The 18318-nt window shown below is 57.4% G+C and carries 18 protein-coding genes; 8 read left to right on the top strand and 10 right to left on the bottom strand.

The features are described 5' to 3' along the window. Positions 1-67: 67 nt before the first annotated feature. From B3527_RS02530 to coxB, 6 genes are all read right to left on the bottom strand, one after another. Complete coding sequence (locus tag B3527_RS02530; protein WP_206990655.1) at positions 68-646, bottom strand: cytochrome c oxidase assembly protein; 579 nt, start codon at positions 644-646, stop codon at positions 68-70. Then, positions 643-957 (bottom strand): hypothetical protein, encoded by a 315-nt coding sequence (locus tag B3527_RS02535; RefSeq protein WP_290479575.1) that lies wholly within the window; start codon positions 955-957, stop codon positions 643-645. The genes B3527_RS02530 and B3527_RS02535 overlap by 4 nt, the downstream gene beginning before the upstream one ends. A 1-nt stretch (position 958) precedes the next feature. Next, positions 959-1921, bottom strand: coding sequence for a heme o synthase (locus B3527_RS02540; protein ID WP_290479576.1), 963 nt, complete (start codon positions 1919-1921; stop codon positions 959-961). Further along, entirely contained in the window at positions 1918-2520 is a 603-nt protein-coding gene (locus B3527_RS02545; RefSeq protein WP_290479577.1) for a hypothetical protein, read from the bottom strand. Before B3527_RS02545 ends, B3527_RS02540 begins: the two co-directional genes overlap by 4 nt. A gap of 101 nt (positions 2521-2621) precedes the next feature. Beyond that, a complete protein-coding gene (ctaD, locus tag B3527_RS02550) occupies positions 2622-4286 on the bottom strand; it encodes a cytochrome c oxidase subunit I (protein WP_206990659.1) in 1665 nt (554 codons plus the stop codon). Between the two features lie 20 nt (positions 4287-4306). After that, positions 4307-5305, bottom strand: coding sequence for a cytochrome c oxidase subunit II (gene coxB, locus B3527_RS02555; protein WP_206990660.1), 999 nt, complete (start codon positions 5303-5305; stop codon positions 4307-4309). 165 nt (positions 5306-5470) lie between these two features. Between coxB and B3527_RS02560 the strand changes: the two genes are divergently transcribed. From B3527_RS02560 to B3527_RS02570, 3 genes are all read left to right on the top strand, one after another. After that, positions 5471-6025 (top strand): tetratricopeptide repeat protein, encoded by a 555-nt coding sequence (locus B3527_RS02560; protein ID WP_206990661.1) that lies wholly within the window; start codon positions 5471-5473, stop codon positions 6023-6025. A 63-nt stretch (positions 6026-6088) separates the two neighbouring features. Continuing rightward, positions 6089-7492: a metalloprotease TldD gene (gene tldD / locus B3527_RS02565; protein WP_206990662.1), complete on the top strand. Its 1404-nt coding sequence runs from the start codon at positions 6089-6091 to the stop codon at positions 7490-7492. Positions 7493-7601: 109 nt separating this feature from the next. Beyond that, positions 7602-8042: a rhodanese-like domain-containing protein gene (locus tag B3527_RS02570; protein ID WP_290479578.1), complete on the top strand. Its 441-nt coding sequence runs from the start codon at positions 7602-7604 to the stop codon at positions 8040-8042. 77 nt (positions 8043-8119) lie between these two features. On the opposite strand, the gene B3527_RS02575 is transcribed toward B3527_RS02570, so the two are convergent. Both B3527_RS02575 and B3527_RS02580 read right to left on the bottom strand, forming a co-directional pair. Then, on the bottom strand, positions 8120-9820 hold the full coding sequence (locus tag B3527_RS02575; RefSeq protein ID WP_349677852.1) for a peptide MFS transporter: 1701 nt from the start codon (positions 9818-9820) through the stop codon (positions 8120-8122). A gap of 206 nt (positions 9821-10026) precedes the next feature. Then, a complete protein-coding gene (locus tag B3527_RS02580; protein ID WP_206990664.1) occupies positions 10027-11406 on the bottom strand; it encodes a glutamate--cysteine ligase in 1380 nt (459 codons plus the stop codon). Positions 11407-11514: 108 nt separating this feature from the next. Between B3527_RS02580 and B3527_RS02585 the strand changes: the two genes are divergently transcribed. Beyond that, positions 11515-12147, top strand: a complete 633-nt coding sequence (locus B3527_RS02585) for a DUF6891 domain-containing protein (RefSeq protein WP_206990665.1) — start codon at positions 11515-11517, stop codon at positions 12145-12147. Here B3527_RS02585 and B3527_RS02590 read toward each other — a convergent pair. Next, positions 12144-12914 carry a 16S rRNA (uracil(1498)-N(3))-methyltransferase gene (locus B3527_RS02590; protein WP_290479580.1) on the bottom strand — a complete coding sequence of 257 codons (771 nt, stop codon included), beginning with the start codon at positions 12912-12914 and terminating at the stop codon, positions 12144-12146. The genes B3527_RS02585 and B3527_RS02590 overlap by 4 nt on opposite strands. 47 nt (positions 12915-12961) lie before the next feature. Here B3527_RS02590 and B3527_RS02595 point away from each other — a divergent pair, with 47 nt between their 5' ends. From B3527_RS02595 to B3527_RS02610, 4 genes are all read left to right on the top strand, one after another. Further along, positions 12962-14335, top strand: a complete 1374-nt coding sequence (locus tag B3527_RS02595) for an NAD-dependent succinate-semialdehyde dehydrogenase (RefSeq protein WP_290479581.1) — start codon at positions 12962-12964, stop codon at positions 14333-14335. Between the two features lie 98 nt (positions 14336-14433). After that, positions 14434-15564, top strand: coding sequence for a 4-hydroxybenzoate octaprenyltransferase (ubiA, locus tag B3527_RS02600; protein ID WP_206990668.1), 1131 nt, complete (start codon positions 14434-14436; stop codon positions 15562-15564). Between the two features lie 78 nt (positions 15565-15642). Further along, positions 15643-17109, top strand: coding sequence for a pyridoxal phosphate-dependent decarboxylase family protein (locus tag B3527_RS02605; RefSeq protein WP_290479582.1), 1467 nt, complete (start codon positions 15643-15645; stop codon positions 17107-17109). Positions 17110-17152: 43 nt separating this feature from the next. Next, positions 17153-17821, top strand: coding sequence for a DsbA family oxidoreductase (locus tag B3527_RS02610; RefSeq protein WP_206990670.1), 669 nt, complete (start codon positions 17153-17155; stop codon positions 17819-17821). A gap of 79 nt (positions 17822-17900) precedes the next feature. Here the strand turns inward: B3527_RS02610 and B3527_RS02615 are convergent, their stop codons facing one another. Beyond that, positions 17901-18308 (bottom strand): F0F1 ATP synthase subunit epsilon, encoded by a 408-nt coding sequence (locus tag B3527_RS02615; protein WP_206990671.1) that lies wholly within the window; start codon positions 18306-18308, stop codon positions 17901-17903. Positions 18309-18318: the final 10 nt, after the last annotated feature.

Consider the following 18318-nt stretch of genomic DNA (forward strand, 5'->3'; position numbering starts at 1 on the left):
ACCCCTCTAAAAAATCACATGAATCAGAGCGCTCTTTAGACCGCTCCGGCCTGTATGTGCAACTACATCAGCCGGCATTGGCTGAATTCGCCGCACCCTTCTGGGCGGCTTTTTTCTCGCCCGAATAGCTGGAACTGTCAAAAAACGTGTAGCTGAGCGTGATCGTCTCCAGGGATTTAGCTACCCGGTCCTCAAGCATGTCAGCAGAGACGAAATAGACGATCGGCAGTTTCTTTGTTTCGCCAGGTGCAACCACCCGTTCCTCAAAGCAGAAACACTCAAGCTTGTTAAAGTAGAGACCCGCATAGTGCGGCGTCACATTATAGCTCGCAATGACCCGGATTTCCTGATCAGTCGGGTTGGAAACCTCGTAAAAAGCGAGGCCATGCTGGCCGAGCTTCAAAGTCTGAGTTGTCTGGAGCGGATGGAAGGTCAGCGGCGTATCGGCGACATTGGCGTCAAAACGCACCATCACTTCCTGTTCGACCATCCTATCCGGTGCGGCCGTGGCAATACGTGTGGTGCCGCCAAATCCCGTCACTTTGCAAAACGTGTCGTAGAGTGGGTCCGCTGCGAAACCAAGCCCGAGCATGCCCGTGAAAACGCCCAGTGAAACAAGTGCAACCTTTGTGTTCGACAGCTTCATGGCTCGCCCTCTTCCGGCTGCGTTTCGTCGATCGGCGTCAGATTTGGGGGTGGTGCCGCCTGATCCGGCGTCATGCCCTCGGGCAGGTCATTGATGCGCTCACCCTTGTCATCGACAGAATAATAGAAACCACTCTGGCTCAAATCAGATGACGACAAGCGGATAAACGTGACAACGCCTACGAGAATCACAAAGCCTGCAAGCGCCAGTCCCAACCAGAGATTCCTGCTTTTGCGCGCCCGCAATTCCGCCTCTTGCGGCGTGTAGGCGTCAGTGAATTCACCGGCATATCTCTCTTTTTCGTCAGACAAATCAGGCCCCTCCTACAGGGAAGTGCAAACCTGCGGCATGCTCAACAATCAGCGCCGCAAAGACGAGGAACAGGTACAGGATGGAAAAGAAGAACATGCCGCGTGCGAGTTTCATGTCGGCAGCGCTAGCTCCAGCGTCGCCCGCCTTCGAGCGCCAAACACGGACTGCATAAGCCAGGAAGACGAGCCCCAGAGCCAACGTAACCAAGCCATAAATCCACCCGCCAAGACCGGTCGCAACCGGAAGTAATGCGATCGGCACGAGCAAGATCGTATAAAGCAGTATCTGGTTTCGCGTGGCTTTTGCCCCGTGCGTGACAGGCAACATGGGAACCCCCGCCTTCTCGTACTCACCATGTGCCAACAGGCTGAGCGCCCAGAAGTGCGGCGGCGTCCAGAAGAAGATAATCGCGAACAGTATCCACGCATCGACCGGTGTGTTGCCCGTGACCGCTGCCCATCCGATAACAGGCGGAAACGCGCCTGCACCACCACCAATGACGATGTTCTGAGGCGTCGAGCGCTTCAGCCACATTGTGTAGATGACGCCATAATAGAATATCGAGAATGCCAGGAGCGCAGCCGCCAACCAGTTGGAGGCCAGCCACATGAGCAGCACCGATACGCCGCTCATGATAAGACCCATTGCAAGGGCCTCTTCCTTCGGCACAGCGCCCGACGGAATCGGCCGTGTCGATGTGCGCGTCATGATCTGGTCGATATCAGCATCATACCACATATTGATGGCGCCAGCTGCGCCCGACCCGAGCGCGATGGCCAGTGTCGCAATCGCGGCCATGACAGGGTTTATCAAAACGCCGGTAACGCCGACTGCAGCGACGAGACCGGCAATTGCGGTGAACACAACCAGCATCATGATGCGCGGCTTCAGCAGCTGCACATAATCGCCGGCGGTGGCGTAGCGCTTGGGCGCCATGTCAGAAGTGGCGGACGGCTCGGTCATGCGTCTCCGTGGGGCTCCTTGCCCGATGTGATGCGGCGGTAGATAGCTTCTCCCAAGCATATGGCAAAGGCCAGCACTGAGATCAGCGTGACAAAATACCCGGCCATCTGCAGCATCCGGAGCCGGTCAAACACGTCACCATAGTCCACATAGCGCCGTGGCATGCCGGCCTCCAGCGACAGGCCCGGCCAGATCAGAAGCGCCATGCTGCCTGTCCAGGCAATCCAGTGGAGCCCGCCCAGTATCCGGTTGTACCTCACGCCCGTGATCGGCCTGAACCAGCGATACAGCGCCCAGAAGGCCAGGGTGATGCCCAGAAGGGCGGCGAGAAACCGGTAGCGCACGGCAATGTAATAGGTGTCGTGATAAAGGGTCGCGGAATCCATCGCCTGCCCCAGGCCGGCAATCATCAGCGCCCCTGTCACCGCCAGCACCAGGAACAGGACCGATACCGGGTCGCGCACGAACCGGCGGCGCGCCACAAGGAACAGGCTGGCCAGCAACAGGCCGGCCAGAACCATCATCACTTCCGGCTGTCCTGCCATCCAGATGGCATGCTGGGCCCAGAGCGGCAGGGCCGTATCGGATGGTCCGTTCATGATCGCCTCCCCTGATCAGCGCGCCGGATTTGACAGAGCCTGTACGAAAATGGCCCCGCGACACGTCGCAGGGCCATCATTCAGGTCAGACAGGGGCCAGTCTAGTGGCCGCCCTTGTTGGTGACATGCGGCAGCTCATTGAATTGGTGGAACGGTGGCGGCGAAGGCAACGTCCATTCCAGCGTCGTAGCGCCCTCGCCCCATGGATTGGCTTCACCCTTGCGGCGGCGGATCATGGCTTCGACGAGGCCGACGAAGAAGATCAGCGTCGCAACCAGCGTGATCGCGTAACCGATCGACGACCACATGTGCCAGGTGGCAAAGCCGTCAGCATAGTCGATGTAACGGCGCGGCATGCCCTGAAGGCCGAGGAAATGCTGCGGGAAGAACAGGACGTTCGATCCGATGAACATCAGCCAGAAGTGCAGGCCGCCGATCATGCCATTGTACTTGATGCCGAACATTTTCTCGAACCAATAGTACCAACCTGCGAACAGGCCGAACACGGCGCCGAGCGACAGCACGTAGTGGAAGTGCGCGACGACATAATAGGTGTCGTGCAGGGCATGGTCGATACCAGCGTTTGCGAGCACGACACCAGTAACACCCCCCACAGTGAAGAGGAAGATAAAGCCAATCGCCCAGAGCATCGGGACCGTGAAGTCGATGGACCCGCCCCACATGGTCGCGATCCAAGAGAATATCTTGATACCCGTCGGAACGGCGATCACCATCGTGGCCGCAACGAAGTAGGCTTTCAGATCCACATCCATACCAACTGTGTACATGTGGTGTGCCCACACAACGAAGCCGATCACCCCGATGGAGACCATGGCGTAGGCCATACCAAGGTAGCCGAAGATCGGTTTCTTGGAGAAGGTCGACACGATGTGGCTGACGATGCCGAAGGCCGGCAGGATCATGATGTAGACTTCAGGGTGACCAAAGAACCAGAACAGATGCTGGAACATGATCGGGTCACCACCACCCGCAGGTGCGAAGAATTGCGATCCGAAGTTACGGTCGGTCAGCAGCATGGTCAGCGCGGCAGCAAGCACCGGCAGCGACAGCAGCAACAGGACGGCCGTGATGAGCACGCCCCAAGCGAACAGCGGCATCTTGTGCATGGTCATGCCAGGCGCGCGCATGTTCAGAATGGTCACGATGAAGTTGATGGCGCCGAGGATCGACGCGATACCCGCCGTATGCAGCGACAGGATGAGCACATCCATTGCCGGGCCGGGATGGCCTGTGGTGGACGACAGCGGCGGATAAAGCACCCAGCCCCCTCCGAACCCGTCGCCGGGTCCGCCTGGAACCGTCATCGAGATACAGGCAAGCACAAAAGCTGCAACTGTAAGCCAGAACGAGATGTTGTTCATGCGTGGGAAGGCCATGTCTGGCGCGCCGATCATCAACGGAACGAACCAGTTTCCAAAGCCACCAATGAGCGCCGGCATCACCATGAAGAAGATCATGATCAGACCGTGATAGGTAATCACCGTATTGTAGAAATGCTTGGCATTCTGAATGGCCACGTCGCCTTCACCGGCAACGAATTGTGTCATCACCCCGATACCCGGCTCAGCAAGTTCCCAACGAATCAGGCCAGACAGCGTGTACCCTACAACCCCCGCGATCAGCGCGAAGATCAGGTACAGCGTACCGATGTCCTTGTGATTGGTCGAAAACAGCCAGCGCGTAAAGAAGCCGGGCTTGTGATCGTGTGAGTCGTGATGGTCGATGGCCACTTCATCCATAGGCATGGCGTGTCACTCTTCCCTAATTACTGTTTGGCGGCGAACTGGGTCGCCTGCTCAGTGGATGCAAAAACGTCGACGGTCGCATAGGCGGCTTCATAGTCACCCGCGAGCATAAACTCGGCCCAGCTGTCGAATTGCGCCTGGCTGACCACGCGCACTTCAATGGGCATGAAGGCATGGTTCACGCCGCAAAGCTCAGAGCACTGGCCGTAGTAGATGCCCGGCTCCTCGACGAGGAACCAGCCCTCGTTCAGGCGACCCGGAACGGCGTCCGTCTTCACACCGAAGGCTGGAACGGTCCAGGAGTGGATCACGTCAGCCGCGGCCGTGTAATAACGCACAAAACGATCTTCCGGGATAACCATCGGGTAATCGACGGCGAGATTTTTGGGCTTGGACGCGAAATCGGTACGGCCTGTTGCCGCGGCATAGTTGTCGCCATCTGTCGAAACACCAACATGAACCGGGTTGGAAACGAATTCCAGCGGGTAACCCGAATCATCAATCAGGTCCGGATAAGTGTAGGTCCAGTTCCACTGGTTGCCCTGCGCCTTGACGTTCACGAAGCCTTTTTCAGCTGCTTCCGGGAAATAGTCCTTGGCGAAGCGCTCATGCTGAGCCGTCTTGCCGTCAGCAATCATCGCATCCGACTTATCGGTAATTTGCTGAAGGTTGGGAACCACGTCCTGATAATACAGGTTCGGGAAAGACTGGCTCGCGATTGCAACGAGGATGAGCGCCGGAACAACCGTCCAGATGATTTCAATCAGCGTGTTATGGCTGAACTTCTTCGGCACCGGATTGGCCTTGCGATTGTGACGCAAGATGATCCACATCAGCAGGCCAAGCACCAGCAGAGTGATCAAGACGATGATGATCAGAACGAAGTGGTGGAAGGTGTGAATGCGCTCTGCAATGCGCGTTGCGGCAGGCTGGAAACCCAGCGCACCGTCTTGAGGAACGAATGCCAGCGCCGGACCGGCCATGACGGCAGCGCACAAGGCGGCAATAAGGTGTCGCACGAAGTTATCCTCGTCTCATTGGAATCTGTGTCCCTCTATCTACAATACGTGATAGCCGCAACCTACCACTTTACGCGCTCAATATTGTCGCAGGTTGTCGGCGATGCCTTCGATCTGTGGTATGTTCTCCCTACGACCGGCACGTGAAATGAAAGGTCAAAAACAATGAAAAACTCAATTCTTACCGCCTTCCTTCTGCTCGGACTGGGCGTCGGACCCGCCAACGCTCAGGTATTGGTACTCGGGGGAGGAATTGCCGAGGACTGCTATGAAGCCGCGAAGTTTGGATCCGTATCTCCACGAGAAGGCGCTGAAATCTGCACCCGGGCGATCCAGCATGAAGCGATGAAGCTAAGCAATCGCGCCGCCACATACACGAATCGCGGCGTGCTCTACATGCGCGCCGGGCTCTACGAGAAAGCGCTTTCCGACTATGAGAAGTCCAAGCGCATCAGCCCTGACACTGGCGAAACCTACCTTAATGAGGGCGCAGCCTATATATTCATCGAAGCGTATGACAAGGCGCTCCAATCCCTGGACCAGGCCATCGTATATGGTTCAAACGATTTGCACGCCGCCTACTACAATCGCGCGCTGGCAAAGGAAAAACTGGATGATGTGGAAGGCGCCTATTACGACTTTCGCAGAGCGTTGGAATTGAAGCCTGATTGGGAGTTGGCCGAATGGCAGCTGTCACGCTTCGAGGTCAGCACGAACTGATCAGGAACGGGTTTCTGCGCCTTTGCCCTTGCGACGCGCCGGGGTGTCACGCATCTATTCAAGATGACACAGACATCCCTGCCCTTCGACCTGACCAAGGCTTCTGAAATCCTGTCCGACGCCGCAAAAGGCGCCGACGATGGTGACCTTTTTGTTGAGCGCTCCCGATCAGAAAGCTTCGTATTTGATGACGGGCGGCTGAAGTCCGCCGCGTTTGATACCGATCAGGGCTTCGGTCTTCGAGTCGTCGCCGGTGAGACGACCGGCTCCGGCTATGCTTCCGAATTGTCGCTGGACGCGATTCGCCGCGCGGGCGAAACAGCCTCGCAAGCCAAGCGCGGCTATTCAGGCCATCTCGCGACTGGACCGACTCCAACAAATCGTCGGCTCTACGACCCGATTGATCCAACCTCTGCGCCAGACTTCTCCTTGAAAACCGGCCTGCTGGCTGAAATCGATGCTTGGGCACGCGCCTATGACCCGCGCGTGGTTCAGGTCTCAGTCTCGCTCGCGGGCAGTCACAAGGAAATCGACATTGTTCGCCCGGACGGTGCAGTCTTCTCGGAAGTCCGGCCGCTCGTTCGTTTGAACGTCTCGGTGACACTGGAAGAAAACGGACGCCGCGAATCGGCTGGCGCCGGTGCCGGTGGCCGTGCTGCTTATGAAGATTGGATCCAACCGGATCGCTGGAAGGCGATGGTCCAGCGCGCCGTGAAGAAGGCGTCTGTGAATCTCCAATCCATCCCCACGCCTGCCGGACAGATGGAAGTCGTGCTTGGGCCAGGCTGGCCGGCCGTTCTATTGCATGAAGCGGTAGGTCATGGCCTTGAGGGTGACTTCAATCGCAAAGGCACAAGCGTTTACTCCGGTCGCATTGGTGAGCAGGTCGCTGCCAAGGGTGTCACCATTATTGATGATGGCAGCATCGAACGCCGCCGGGGCTCACTCTCCTTTGATGATGAGGGTACGCCGACCCAGAAGACCGTTTTGATCGAAGACGGCATTTTGAAAGGCTATATGCAGGACCGGATGAATGCGCGCCTTATGGGTCAGGCCCCGACCGGCAATGGCCGCCGCGAAAGCTATGAATCCGCCACCATGCCGCGCATGACCAACACCGTGATGCTGGGCGGCGACAAGGACCCGGACGAAATCGTCGGCTCCATCAAACGCGGCCTGTGGGCCGTGGATTTCGGCGGCGGCCAGGTTGATATCACGTCCGGAAATTTCGTGTTCCAGTGCACCGAAGCCTATCTCGTCGAGAACGGAAAAGTCATTGCACCGGTCAAGAATGCGACCCTGATCGGCCACGGCCCGACTGTACTTCAGGATGTCACCATGATCGGCAACGACTTCGCCATGGATGATGGCGTGGGGGTCTGCGGCAAGGCCGGGCAGTCCGTACCTGTGGGTGTGGGCCAGCCAACGCTCAAAGTAGGTGCCCTGACTGTAGGCGGTGCTGGCTAAATTTGCCGTCATCTTGGGTAATCGGACTTGCGATGAACCGCGCCCTTTGACACTTTGCCGCCATAATTGAGTCTTGGCTCAATGCGGTGAAGTTAGAGTTGAGTTTCCTATGGCCCGTCCGGTTTCATTTATCCTGTCCGCAGCGTCAGCAGTTTTCGCGCTTGCCCTGCCCGCCTCCGCCGATGTGCAAACCCTGTCCGCAGACGCTGCCCACACCCTCGTCCAGCGCGGAGAACTTATTCTGCTGGACGTGCGCACTCCGTCCGAATGGGCGATGACCGGCATGCCGCGCGACAGCGTGGGCGCCAATGTGAAAGACGTGGATTTTCTGGCTCAGGCGCGCGGTGCGGTTCTGGGAGATCTCGACTACCCTGTCGCCGTCATCTGCCGGGCGGGCAACCGCTCCACTCTGGCGGCAGCACAACTGGAAGCGGCTGGATTTGCAGACATCTACAAGATTGCCGAAGGCATGGCCGGGTTGGAAGGAATTGGCGAGGGCTGGATCAAGCGCGGCCTGCCGACGGACCAGTTCCTGCCGCCGGATCGCTGATCCGCAAAACAGGACCACGAAAGAAAAGGGCGGCTCCCCACGGAAGCCGCCCTTTTTGTTTGCTCACAGAATAATGACTAGAACATCTCGTCAGAAACCATGGAAGATTCTGCCGGCAACTCGCTACCCTTCATCCAGCTTTTGATGATCGGCGAGATGAGCAGCATGAAGACGCCAATTCCCATCGCGACATAGCCGACATTCGCATAGACACTGACATAGGTGGCCTTCGCCGCCGCAACGTCCGTGATCTGGCCACCGATAGTCTCGGCGCCGGTTGTGCGGGCAATCACGCCCGCGAGATAATTCGACAGTCCGGAATAGAGGAACCATGCCCCCATCGTCATGCCGACCACACGCGCCGGTGCCAGCTTTGTTACCGCCGACAGGCCAACCGGCGACACCATCAATTCGCCCATCGTGTGGACCCAATAGATCAGGAAGATGAATCCAACAGCGGTCATCCCGGCGCCGGACATGCCGATGCCCCCAACCAGGGAAAGGAAACCAAGGCCTGCTAGGAACACACCAATCGCGAATTTCACCGGCGTCGACGGCTCCATTTTCCGCTTGGACAGGGCAATCCACATCCAGGCAAAGATCGGGGCGAAGATGACGATGTAGCCCGCGTTCAGGAACTGGAAGACCGGCGTCGGCACGTTGATCCCAAACATTTCCTTGTCGACCAGACGGTCCGTAAACAGGGTCAGCGATGAGCCAGCCTGCTCGAACAGGGCCCAGAATGGAATCTGCGCCAGCACGAAGTAGATCGCCGCAAACATGCGTTTCCGCTCGGTCCCCTGAAGCTGCATGAAGGAATACCCCACGAGACCAACGAAGATGGCAATACCAAGTGAGCCGACAAACCAGTCGGGAATCACTTCAGCATTCATGACGAGCAGCATGGCCACACCGATCACGAGGGCGCCGGCAAGATAGCAAGCCATCTCGACATTGATCGGGCCGAGGAAGGATTTCTTCAACGCTTCCGGGTTCGGCGGCTCAGCTTTTCCATCCAGGTATTTCTGGCCCCAAAGAAAAACGAGCAGACCCGCCAGCATACCGATACCAGCAAGTCCGAAGCCGTATTTCCAGCCCCAGAGGATGCCAATGATGCCGCAGCTCAGAGATGAGAGTAGCGAGCCGAGATTGATGCCCATATAGAAGAGGCTGAATCCGGAATCCCGCCGCGGATCGTCAAACTCATAGATCGCGCCCACAATCGTGGAGATGTTGGCCTTCAAATAGCCAACGCCTGCAATGATGAAAGCCAGCGAGAGAAACAGGATGTTTGTATAGAGTTCCTGCTGCTCGATCCGTGTCGTGTAGGCGTCTTTTGCGATCTGCTGATAGACCGCCGCAGTCGGCTCTTTGGCATCATCAGCGCTTTCCAGAATCTGCAGATCCCCACTGCCCTGCTCGAAAACGATCCGGCGGGTTTCTCCATCCATGTCCACAAACAGCTGGCGTTGGTCACCGCGGCCCTCATGCTGGATCTCGATCTCGGAGCCACCCGTGACCACATATTCCTTTGAGCCACTGCCCTCGAACGCCATGCCGAAATGACCGAGGCAGAGCAGGATCGCTCCAAAGGTCACCGCCTTGCGCTGGCCGAGGTATCGGTCGGCCAGTGTCCCGCCGATAATCGTCATGACATAAACGAGCGCCGTATAGGCCCCGTACATGATCGACGACTTCTCATCCGAGAAGAGGAAATGCTGGGTCAGGTACAAGACCAGCAGGCCGCGCATCCCGTAATAGGAAAAACGCTCCCACATCTCGGTAAAGAACAAAATGGCCAACCCCTTAGGATGGCCGAAAAATGAGGTATCGCGGGGTTTGCCCGCTGCACCATTCGCAGTGATGTCTGTCACGCGTTCAACTCCCCGGAAATTCTTACGAACCGGTAGTTTGACCACGCAAACGCCTAGCTCTCAAGGCAGCTTGTGCCAATTGAGAAGCCCGGATGAGGGAATTTATTCCCCTAATAGGCCTGATCGACGAAAATGCGGCTCAGATCGCCCTGCCACTCGCCATGATATTTTTCGAGAAGGCGCTCGGCGGGCGTGAGTCCTGTCCGCGCGATCTCATCAAGTTCACTGAGATAGCCCGTTTCATCATCGCCCGACACAGAAAGATTTGCGCGACGTTTCAGACCGGCCCGGGAAATGTCCAGCACGCCAAGCGCGAGGTCCTGCATGGTGCGGCCACCCGGCACAGGCGTACGCAGGCCTAGCGTACGTACTCCCTGCCGCATCGATTCGCGTTCCGCATCTGACCAAGACTTCACCAGGTCCCAGCAGGCATCCAGACTTTCTGAGCAATACAGCAATCCGGTCCAGAAGGCGGAAAATGCACATAGATGACTCCATGGACCTCCATCAGAACCGCGCATCTCCAGAAATTGCTTGAGACGGACTTCAGGGAAGATCGTCGAGAGATGGTCCGCGAAATCGTCCATCGCCGGCTTCTCGCCGGGCAGAATGGGCAGTTTCCCATCCATGAAGTCGCGGAAAGAGAGACCGCTTGCGTCTAGGTATTTGCCGCCGCGCCGGACGAAATACATCGGCACGTCCAACGCATAATCCACGTAACGTTCGAATCCGAACCCGTCCTCGAACACGAAGGGCAGCATGCCCGTACGGTCGGGATCTGTGTCAGTCCAGATTTGCGACCGGTAGGACAGGAAGCCGTTCGGGCGACCTTCCATGAAGGGCGAGTTCGCAAACAGCGCCGTGCCGAGCGGCTGTAGCGCCAGCGAGACGCGGAACTTCTTCACCATGTCCGCTTCGGAGGCAAAGTCGAGATTGGCCTGAACCGTACATGTGCGAAACATCATCTGCCGTCCTAGACGGCCGACCTTGTCCATATAGTCCATCATGATGCGGTAGCGGCCTTTGGGCATCACCGGCGTTTCGGCGAGACTCCAGACCGGGCTCGCACCGAGGCCCATGAAAGCAACGCCCAGCGGATCGGCAATGTCTCGGACTTCGCGCAAATGCGAGCCCACTTCATTACAGGTCTGGTGCATGGTTTCGAGTGGCGCACCCGACAGCTCGAACTGACCGCCCGGCTCCAAAGATACGCTTGCGCCATCCTTCTTCAGACCAATCAGCTTGCCGCCTTCGACGATTGGCTGCCAATCAAACCGGTCGCGCAGGCCTTCCAGAATTGCCAGAACGGAGGCCTCACCTTCGTAGGGAAGCGGGCGCAAACCATCGCGCAGAAAGCCGAACTTCTCATGTTCAGTCCCAATGCGCCAATCTGCTTTCGGCTTGTTGCCAGCCTCGAAATACTCGACCAGCTCGGATTTCCCCGAGATACGCTGGGAGTTTTCGTCGATATCCGACGTCGGCGTGGTCACAATGGAGGCCTCCCCTCAAACTCTTGCTGTGAGTGCACATAGGGATGTTTCGCTCGAGCGCCAACCGGGTTATTCTCACAAGTTCGTTTATTCCCGCAGGTGAGACTGATGACGCGATTTACCACAGAAGAACGCGATGACCTCAAAGTCTGGGCACGCATCCATGTGCGTGGTGGCTATGAACCCGTCGAGGAAATCGAGGAAATCCTTCTGGATCTGACCGAGGAGTTCGAGTCGCCTATTTCAGAGCGTGACCGGCAATCCGAGATTCGGTCCGCGCTGATTCAGGAAATCGAGGCCGTGCAGTCAGAGCAGACCAAGTGGCCGGTGCTGACAGACTTCGACCGTCTGGAACTCGCCTTCGACATGCTGGATGACAAGGATATTGTCGCCCGACAGAATTTCACGTGCTGCGGCACATGCGGAGCTGCGGAGATCAATCTCGAAATTGAGGAGTTCGAAGCCTATGGCCGTCGGGCACGCGGCTACGTCTTCTTTCACCAGCAGGACACGGAAAGCGCGGTCGAATCCGGCAATCTCTATCTCAGCTACGGAGCCTCAAATAATACGGCGGACGCGGTGTTCCTCCAGATTGGCCAGGAAATCTTCGATACGCTGAAGGCCGTTGGGCTGAACGCTCACTGGGACGGCAAGCTGGAACATCGCATCGGGATTACGCTTGAGTGGCAACGTCGATGGGAAAGTGCCGTACCGAAGCCCATGAAGCGGTGGCCCTTCTAGGTCCAGTCACCACACACCGCTTGCCAAAGGGTGAGCGCCGAGACGACCGCCGTTTCCGCCCTTAAAATTCTGGGGCCAAGGCTAATAGGATAAGTATCCGCACGCGCACGCAGGAATTGGCGTTCATCCTGGCTGAATCCACCTTCAGGGCCGATAAGGATCGCTGCACTGCGATCTTTCAGGGAGTCCAGCACCGAAAGAGCGGCGCCTGCCCGTCCGAACTCCCCGCCCCAAGGCTTGGACTCGTCCTCACCAGCTTCATCACAGAAGATTAGCGCCGTGTCGTCGTCCAGTTGAGCAAGCGCTTCTTCCAGAACCACGAGGTCAGAAATTTCCGGCAGATCAAGCCGTTCAGTTTGTTCCGCAGCCTCGAGGGCAATCTTGTTGAAGCGATCCAGCCGGACAGTTCGAGTTTGCGTGAACTGCGTGATCACAGGATGAATGGAGCGGGCACCAAGTTCGGTTGCTTTCTCGACGATGAAGTCAGTTTCCGCCTTTTTCACTGGCGCAAACAACAATGCGAGATGGGGTGTGTCTGCGCTCATCTGTTCGCGCGTTTGCTCGACCGGGATGATAATGGCCGTCTTGCCCTCAGGGGGCCCGAGCTCGCACAACCACTCTCCGTTGAGGCCATTGAATGTACGAAGCCGGTCACCCGGAGATAAACGCATGACCCGCATCAGATATTTTGACGCGTCCTCTTCCAACCGGAGTGGTACAGAAGGCTCGAGAAGGGCCGACACAAAAAGTCGCGGTATTGAACTCATATGTACGACATACCTTCTATCAGCAGGAAACTCAGCACGAGGTGATCATGGCGGACCAGACTATCAAATCCGTAAATCCGGCGAATGACACAGTCATCGAGGAATTTACACCCCACACTCCAGCACAAGTAGCAACCGCCATAAGAGACGCGGACGAGTGCTTTGCTGACTGGCGCAAGACGAGCTTCGAATATCGCGCCGGGCTGATGTTGAAGGCGGCGGACGTATTGGAAGCCAATGCTGACCGTTACGCCGCTGACATGACCGCCGAAATGGGCAAACCTCTCGGTCAGGCCAGAGCCGAGGTGAACAAGTGCGCCTGGGTGTGCCGGCACTATGCAGAACGGGCCGCCACCTACCTTGCCGACGAACCGATCGAGAGCAGCGGCACAAAAGCCTATGTCCGCCTCCTTCCGCTCGGTGTGATCCTCGCAGTCATGCCTTGGAATTTTCCCTTCTGGCAGGTGTTTCGCTTCGCTGCCCCGATCCTGATGGCGGGCAATACGGGCCTGCTGAAACATGCATCCAACGTGTTCCGCTCAGCCCTCAACATCGAAGAAGTCTTCGTGGAAGCAGGCTTTCCGCGAGGCGCGTTCCAGACGCTCCTGATCGGTTCAAAACACGTCGAAAGTGTTATCAAGGATGATCGCGTAAAAGGCGTTTCACTCACAGGCTCCGGCTCTGCAGGTGGAGCGGTTGCAGCAACTGCGGGCAAGGCCATCAAGCCCTCCCTTCTCGAACTTGGTGGATCCGACGCATTTATCGTCATGCCCTCCGCTGACCTCGAAAAAGCACTCGACACAGCCGTCAAAGCCCGGACCCAGAACAATGGTCAGTCCTGCATCGCCGCAAAGCGTTTTTTCGTCCACGCCGACGTTTATGACGCGTTCAAGAGCGGCTTTGAGGCTCGCTTCAAAAACCTCAAAGTCGGCGACCCAACCGAGGACGGGACCCATATTGGACCTCTTGCTACCGCGTCCATTCGCGATGAGCTCGTCGAACAGGTCGAAAAGTCGGTCAAGGCTGGGGCCACCGTTTTCCATGCGGGCAACACCCTGCCCGATACCGGAAACTGGTTTGATCCATGCATAGTTATCGGCGCTCCAGAGGGCAGCCCGTCAGCCGACGAGGAAATGTTCGGACCAGTCGCCAATCTCTGGAAAGTGAATGACCTGGACGAGGCCATCGGCCGCGCAAACCACAGTATTTTCGGACTTGGATCAGTCATTTTCACGCAAGATAAAGTCGAAATGGATCAGGCCGTCAGCGAATTGGAGGCTGGTGCCACGTTCGTCAACGCGATGGTCTCATCTGATCCTCGGATGCCGTTCGGGGGGATCAAACAGTCCGGCTATGGGCGAGAACTGGCCGCTGACGGCATCAAGGCCTTCGTAAACCGCAAGACCGTGTTCATCGCCTGAACCAGACTGCGTTAGCGCCAGAGGGATTTTCTGGCACTATTCGCCTCGTGCTTGTCTGTGGCTGTTTGAAACACAGAATTTCGGTATAAGCCGCTGCGATGGACGACACACGCACGATTCCAGCCGATAGCGCCCTGCCCGGATGGCTGTCTGGCCTGCCGCTTGGCTGGCAACCCTATGCCATGCTGGCCCGGTGGGACCGGCCGGTGGGCATCTGGTTGCTCTATCTGCCATGCTTGATTGGTCTGGCATTCCAGCGATTGATTACGGGCGTTTATGTTTTTGATCTCGTCTGGGCGATCCTGTTCCTGCTCGGCGCGGTAGCCATGCGTGGAGCAGGCTGCACATGGAACGACATAACGGATCGGAACTTTGACGCCAGCGTGAGCCGCACAGCACTACGACCACTTCCATCCGGCGCGGTCACGCTAAAACAAGCCTACTATTTTCTCGGAGCCCAACTTCTGATCGGATTTACTGTCTGGCTCCTGTTGCCATTGGACGCAAAATTCGTCGCGCTACTATCGATACCGCTGGTCGTCGCATACCCCTATATGAAGCGCGTGACCTGGTGGCCTCAAGCCTGGTTGGGCCTGACGTTCAATTGGGGGGTCCTGGTTGGCGCGGCCGTTGCATCCCATGTCAGCTTTCCCGTCATCGTGCTGTATGCTGGCCTGATACTGTGGACGATCGCTTATGATACCATCTACGCGCTTCAGGATCGTGAAGACGACGCCCTGATTGGTGTCCGGTCCACCGCGCGCCTCTTCGGCAAGCGGGCTGTACTGATCAGCTTCTGCTTCCACCTCGGCGCAGCGGCGCTTATCGCCCTCGCAGCTGCCATGAATGAGGCCGGTCGAATAGGCGCGCTGACCGCGTTGTTATTCCTCGCTCACGGCGTCTGGCAGTCAGTGCGACTGAAGTCGAGCCGTGAGCAAGCCGCGCTTGCCGTGTTCAAATCCAACGTCTGGGCGGGCGCCCTTGTTGCATTTGGCTTCGCCCTGTCCGCCATGGCACCGGAGCCGACACAGAGTTCGCTATTTGCTGACCATGAGCTTGTTCCAGACGGTCCTCCTTCCACGATGAGCCTGCCCTTCGGGTTCGAGATGAAACATGCACGCCCGTCTCCTTCAGAATCTGGTGAGACTTGGTTTGCGAGTGCAGCCCTCAGAGCCCTAAAGCGCGAAGGCGTGATTGGACCGGACGAAGACGCGCCCTCAGCACCTTGACCCCTTCAAGGTGCGACGCATGCGCTCGCCCCTGTCCGACCCCGTTGTCTCCGCAGCAAAAAGGCGAGATCGAAGAGTATGACCTCTTATGACCAAACGCCGCCGCCATTTTCCGAAGACAGCCTGGATCCATCTGACTGGAATACCTTTCGCAAGCGGTTGCATGCCATGGTCGACACTGCCGTCGATAAGATGGAGCATACGCGCGAAGGCAGAGTCTGGACGCCGCCTCCCGAGGATATGAAAGACGCTTTCAGTCTTTCGGAAACCGGCCTGCCGCCGGAAAGTGTAGACTCTATTATGCGGGAGTTGCTGCCATATGGTGTCGGAAACACGCATCCGCGCTTCTTCGGCTGGGTGCATGGGGCAGGCACACCGTCCAATCTGGTTGCAGATATTATCACAGCGGCGATCAACGCGAATACTGGCGGTCGCAATCATGGTGCGATTGAGGTGGAGCGCCAACTGATAGAGTGGTGCAAGCGTCTCTTCTCTTTTCCGCAGGATGCGAGCGGCCTGATCGTTTCAGGCACATCAATGGCGACCATCATTGCACTGAAGGCCGCACGTGATGCCCATCTCGACTTTCACAGTCGCGCCGAAGGCATGGGGACACACAGACTGGTCGGCTACACATCCAGTGAAGCCCATGCCTGCATTGCGCGGGCATTCGACTTGCTCGGCCTAGGCACCGCTGCATTGCGCAAGATCCCGGTTACGCCAGCACATCAAATCGATGTCTCGGCGTTGCAGGAGGCGATAACAGCAGATCGCGCAGCAGGATTCGAGCCCTTTCTGGTCGCAGGCACGTGCGGCTCGGTGAATGCAGGTACCGTCGACGACCTCGCCGCGCTGGCGGAAATGTCGGAAGCAGAAGACCTGTGGTTCCATGTTGATGGCGCATTCGGTGCACTCGGCATATTGAGCGACCGGTTGCGTCCGCATCTGAACGGGCTGGAGCGTGCGGACTCAATTGCTTTCGATTTTCATAAATGGCTTCACGTGAATTACGATGCAGGTTGCATCCTGATCCGCTCGGGCCAGACGCACTTGAAAACTTTCTCAGACCGTCCGGATTATCTCAAATCAGCAGACCGCGGGCTGGCCGCGGGTGGTACTTGGCCGGTTGAACTCGGGCCAGAATTATCGCGCGGGTTTCGGGCGCTTAAAGTCTGGGCGCAGATCGCCGAGCATGGTGAAGCCAAGCTTGGCAGGCTGATCACTCAGAACTGCGACCAAGCCGCTTATCTGGGCGAACTGGTTCGGACCACACCTGAACTGGAGTTGCTGCTTCCTGTCTCAATGCAGATTTGTTGCTTTCGATATCTGCGCGAAGACCTGTCCGATACAGAATTGGACGAGCTGAACGCGGAGATTGTCGTCCAGCTGCAACTGCAAGGTATAGCCGCACCTTCGACCACGAAGATAAATGGGCGCGTGGCGATCCGCGTGAACATCACAAACCACCGGACCCGGCGCTCTGACCTGGACCTGCTTGTTCGCGAAATCCTGCGAATTGCGCGGGAAGTTCTGAGTTCTGACTGACACGTTATTTGCGTCTGGGCAGATGCATACCTAGATTGGTCGCATGACACTTGTAATCGAAATGGTATCGGACCTGGTTTGCCCCTGGTGTTGGCTTGGCAAGCGCAGGATGGACGACGCAATCAAACTGGTCCCGGAACTGGACGTGGAACTGATCTTCCGTCCTTTTGAACTGGACCCGACAATTCCTGTCGAAGGCGTCGACTACAAGGCGCATATGAAGGAGAAGTTCGGCTCTGATTCCGGAAGGGATCGCGCCAACACCATGCGTGACGCCCTGATCCAATACGGACAGGAAGAAGGCATCCCTTACCAGTTCGACCGGATCACGCGCCGCCCGAACAGTTTCAATGCGCACCGCCTTGTGCGCTGGGCACAGGGTCAGCAGAAGGGTGCAGAAGCCAAGGAAGCGCTTTTCAAGGCATACTTCTCCGATGGACGTGACATTGGAGAGACCGAGGTACTGGTCGACATTGCGCGTGAGATCAATCTCGACCCATCCATTGTCGCTGAATTGATGCCCACCGATGCCGACGTCGAGAATGTCCGCAACGAAGAAGCCCTGTTCCAGCAAATGGGCATAAGCGGTGTGCCGACATACATCGCGCATCGACGTATCGCCGTTCAGGGGGCCGAGACCGCTGAAAAGTTGGCGAAGTTTCTCCAACACGCCGCAACGCAGTTACCGGAAGAACGCCCAGCCCAGGGCTGATCAGACGATCTACCACTCCCAAAACGCAGAACGCCGCCCCGAAAGGGCGGCGTTCCTGTTTGCCTAACTGTCGGTTCGGTTAGTGAACCATCGCCGCCTTGAGGCTTTCGAGATAATCGTAGTGCTCTTGCAATGCGAGCTTGGCGCTGTCGCCCTTATCCAGCGACTGGATTTTCAAAAGCGTCTCGTCGAGCTCCTTCTGGACATCCTCGACTTTCAGCTTGTCCAGCATGCGGGCTTCTTCCGCCAGAATGGTCAGGCCTTCGGCCGTCACATCGGCAAAACCACCACGCACAAAGATGCGCATCTTGACAGTGTCGCCTTCCAGAACACGAACAACGCCATTCTTGAGCGTGGTCATGAACGGAGCATGGTTTGCGAGCACGCCGAACTCACCTTCCGAGCCGGGGGCAATCACGTGATCCACCTCGCCGGAGAAAAGTTCTCTGGCGGGAGATACGAGTGAGAAGTGGAGTTTGTTGGCCATTCGTCCCTGT

The organism is Hyphomonas sp. UBA4505, from assembly GCF_002388685.1.
In the GTDB taxonomy this organism is placed as follows: domain Bacteria; phylum Pseudomonadota; class Alphaproteobacteria; order Caulobacterales; family Hyphomonadaceae; genus Hyphomonas.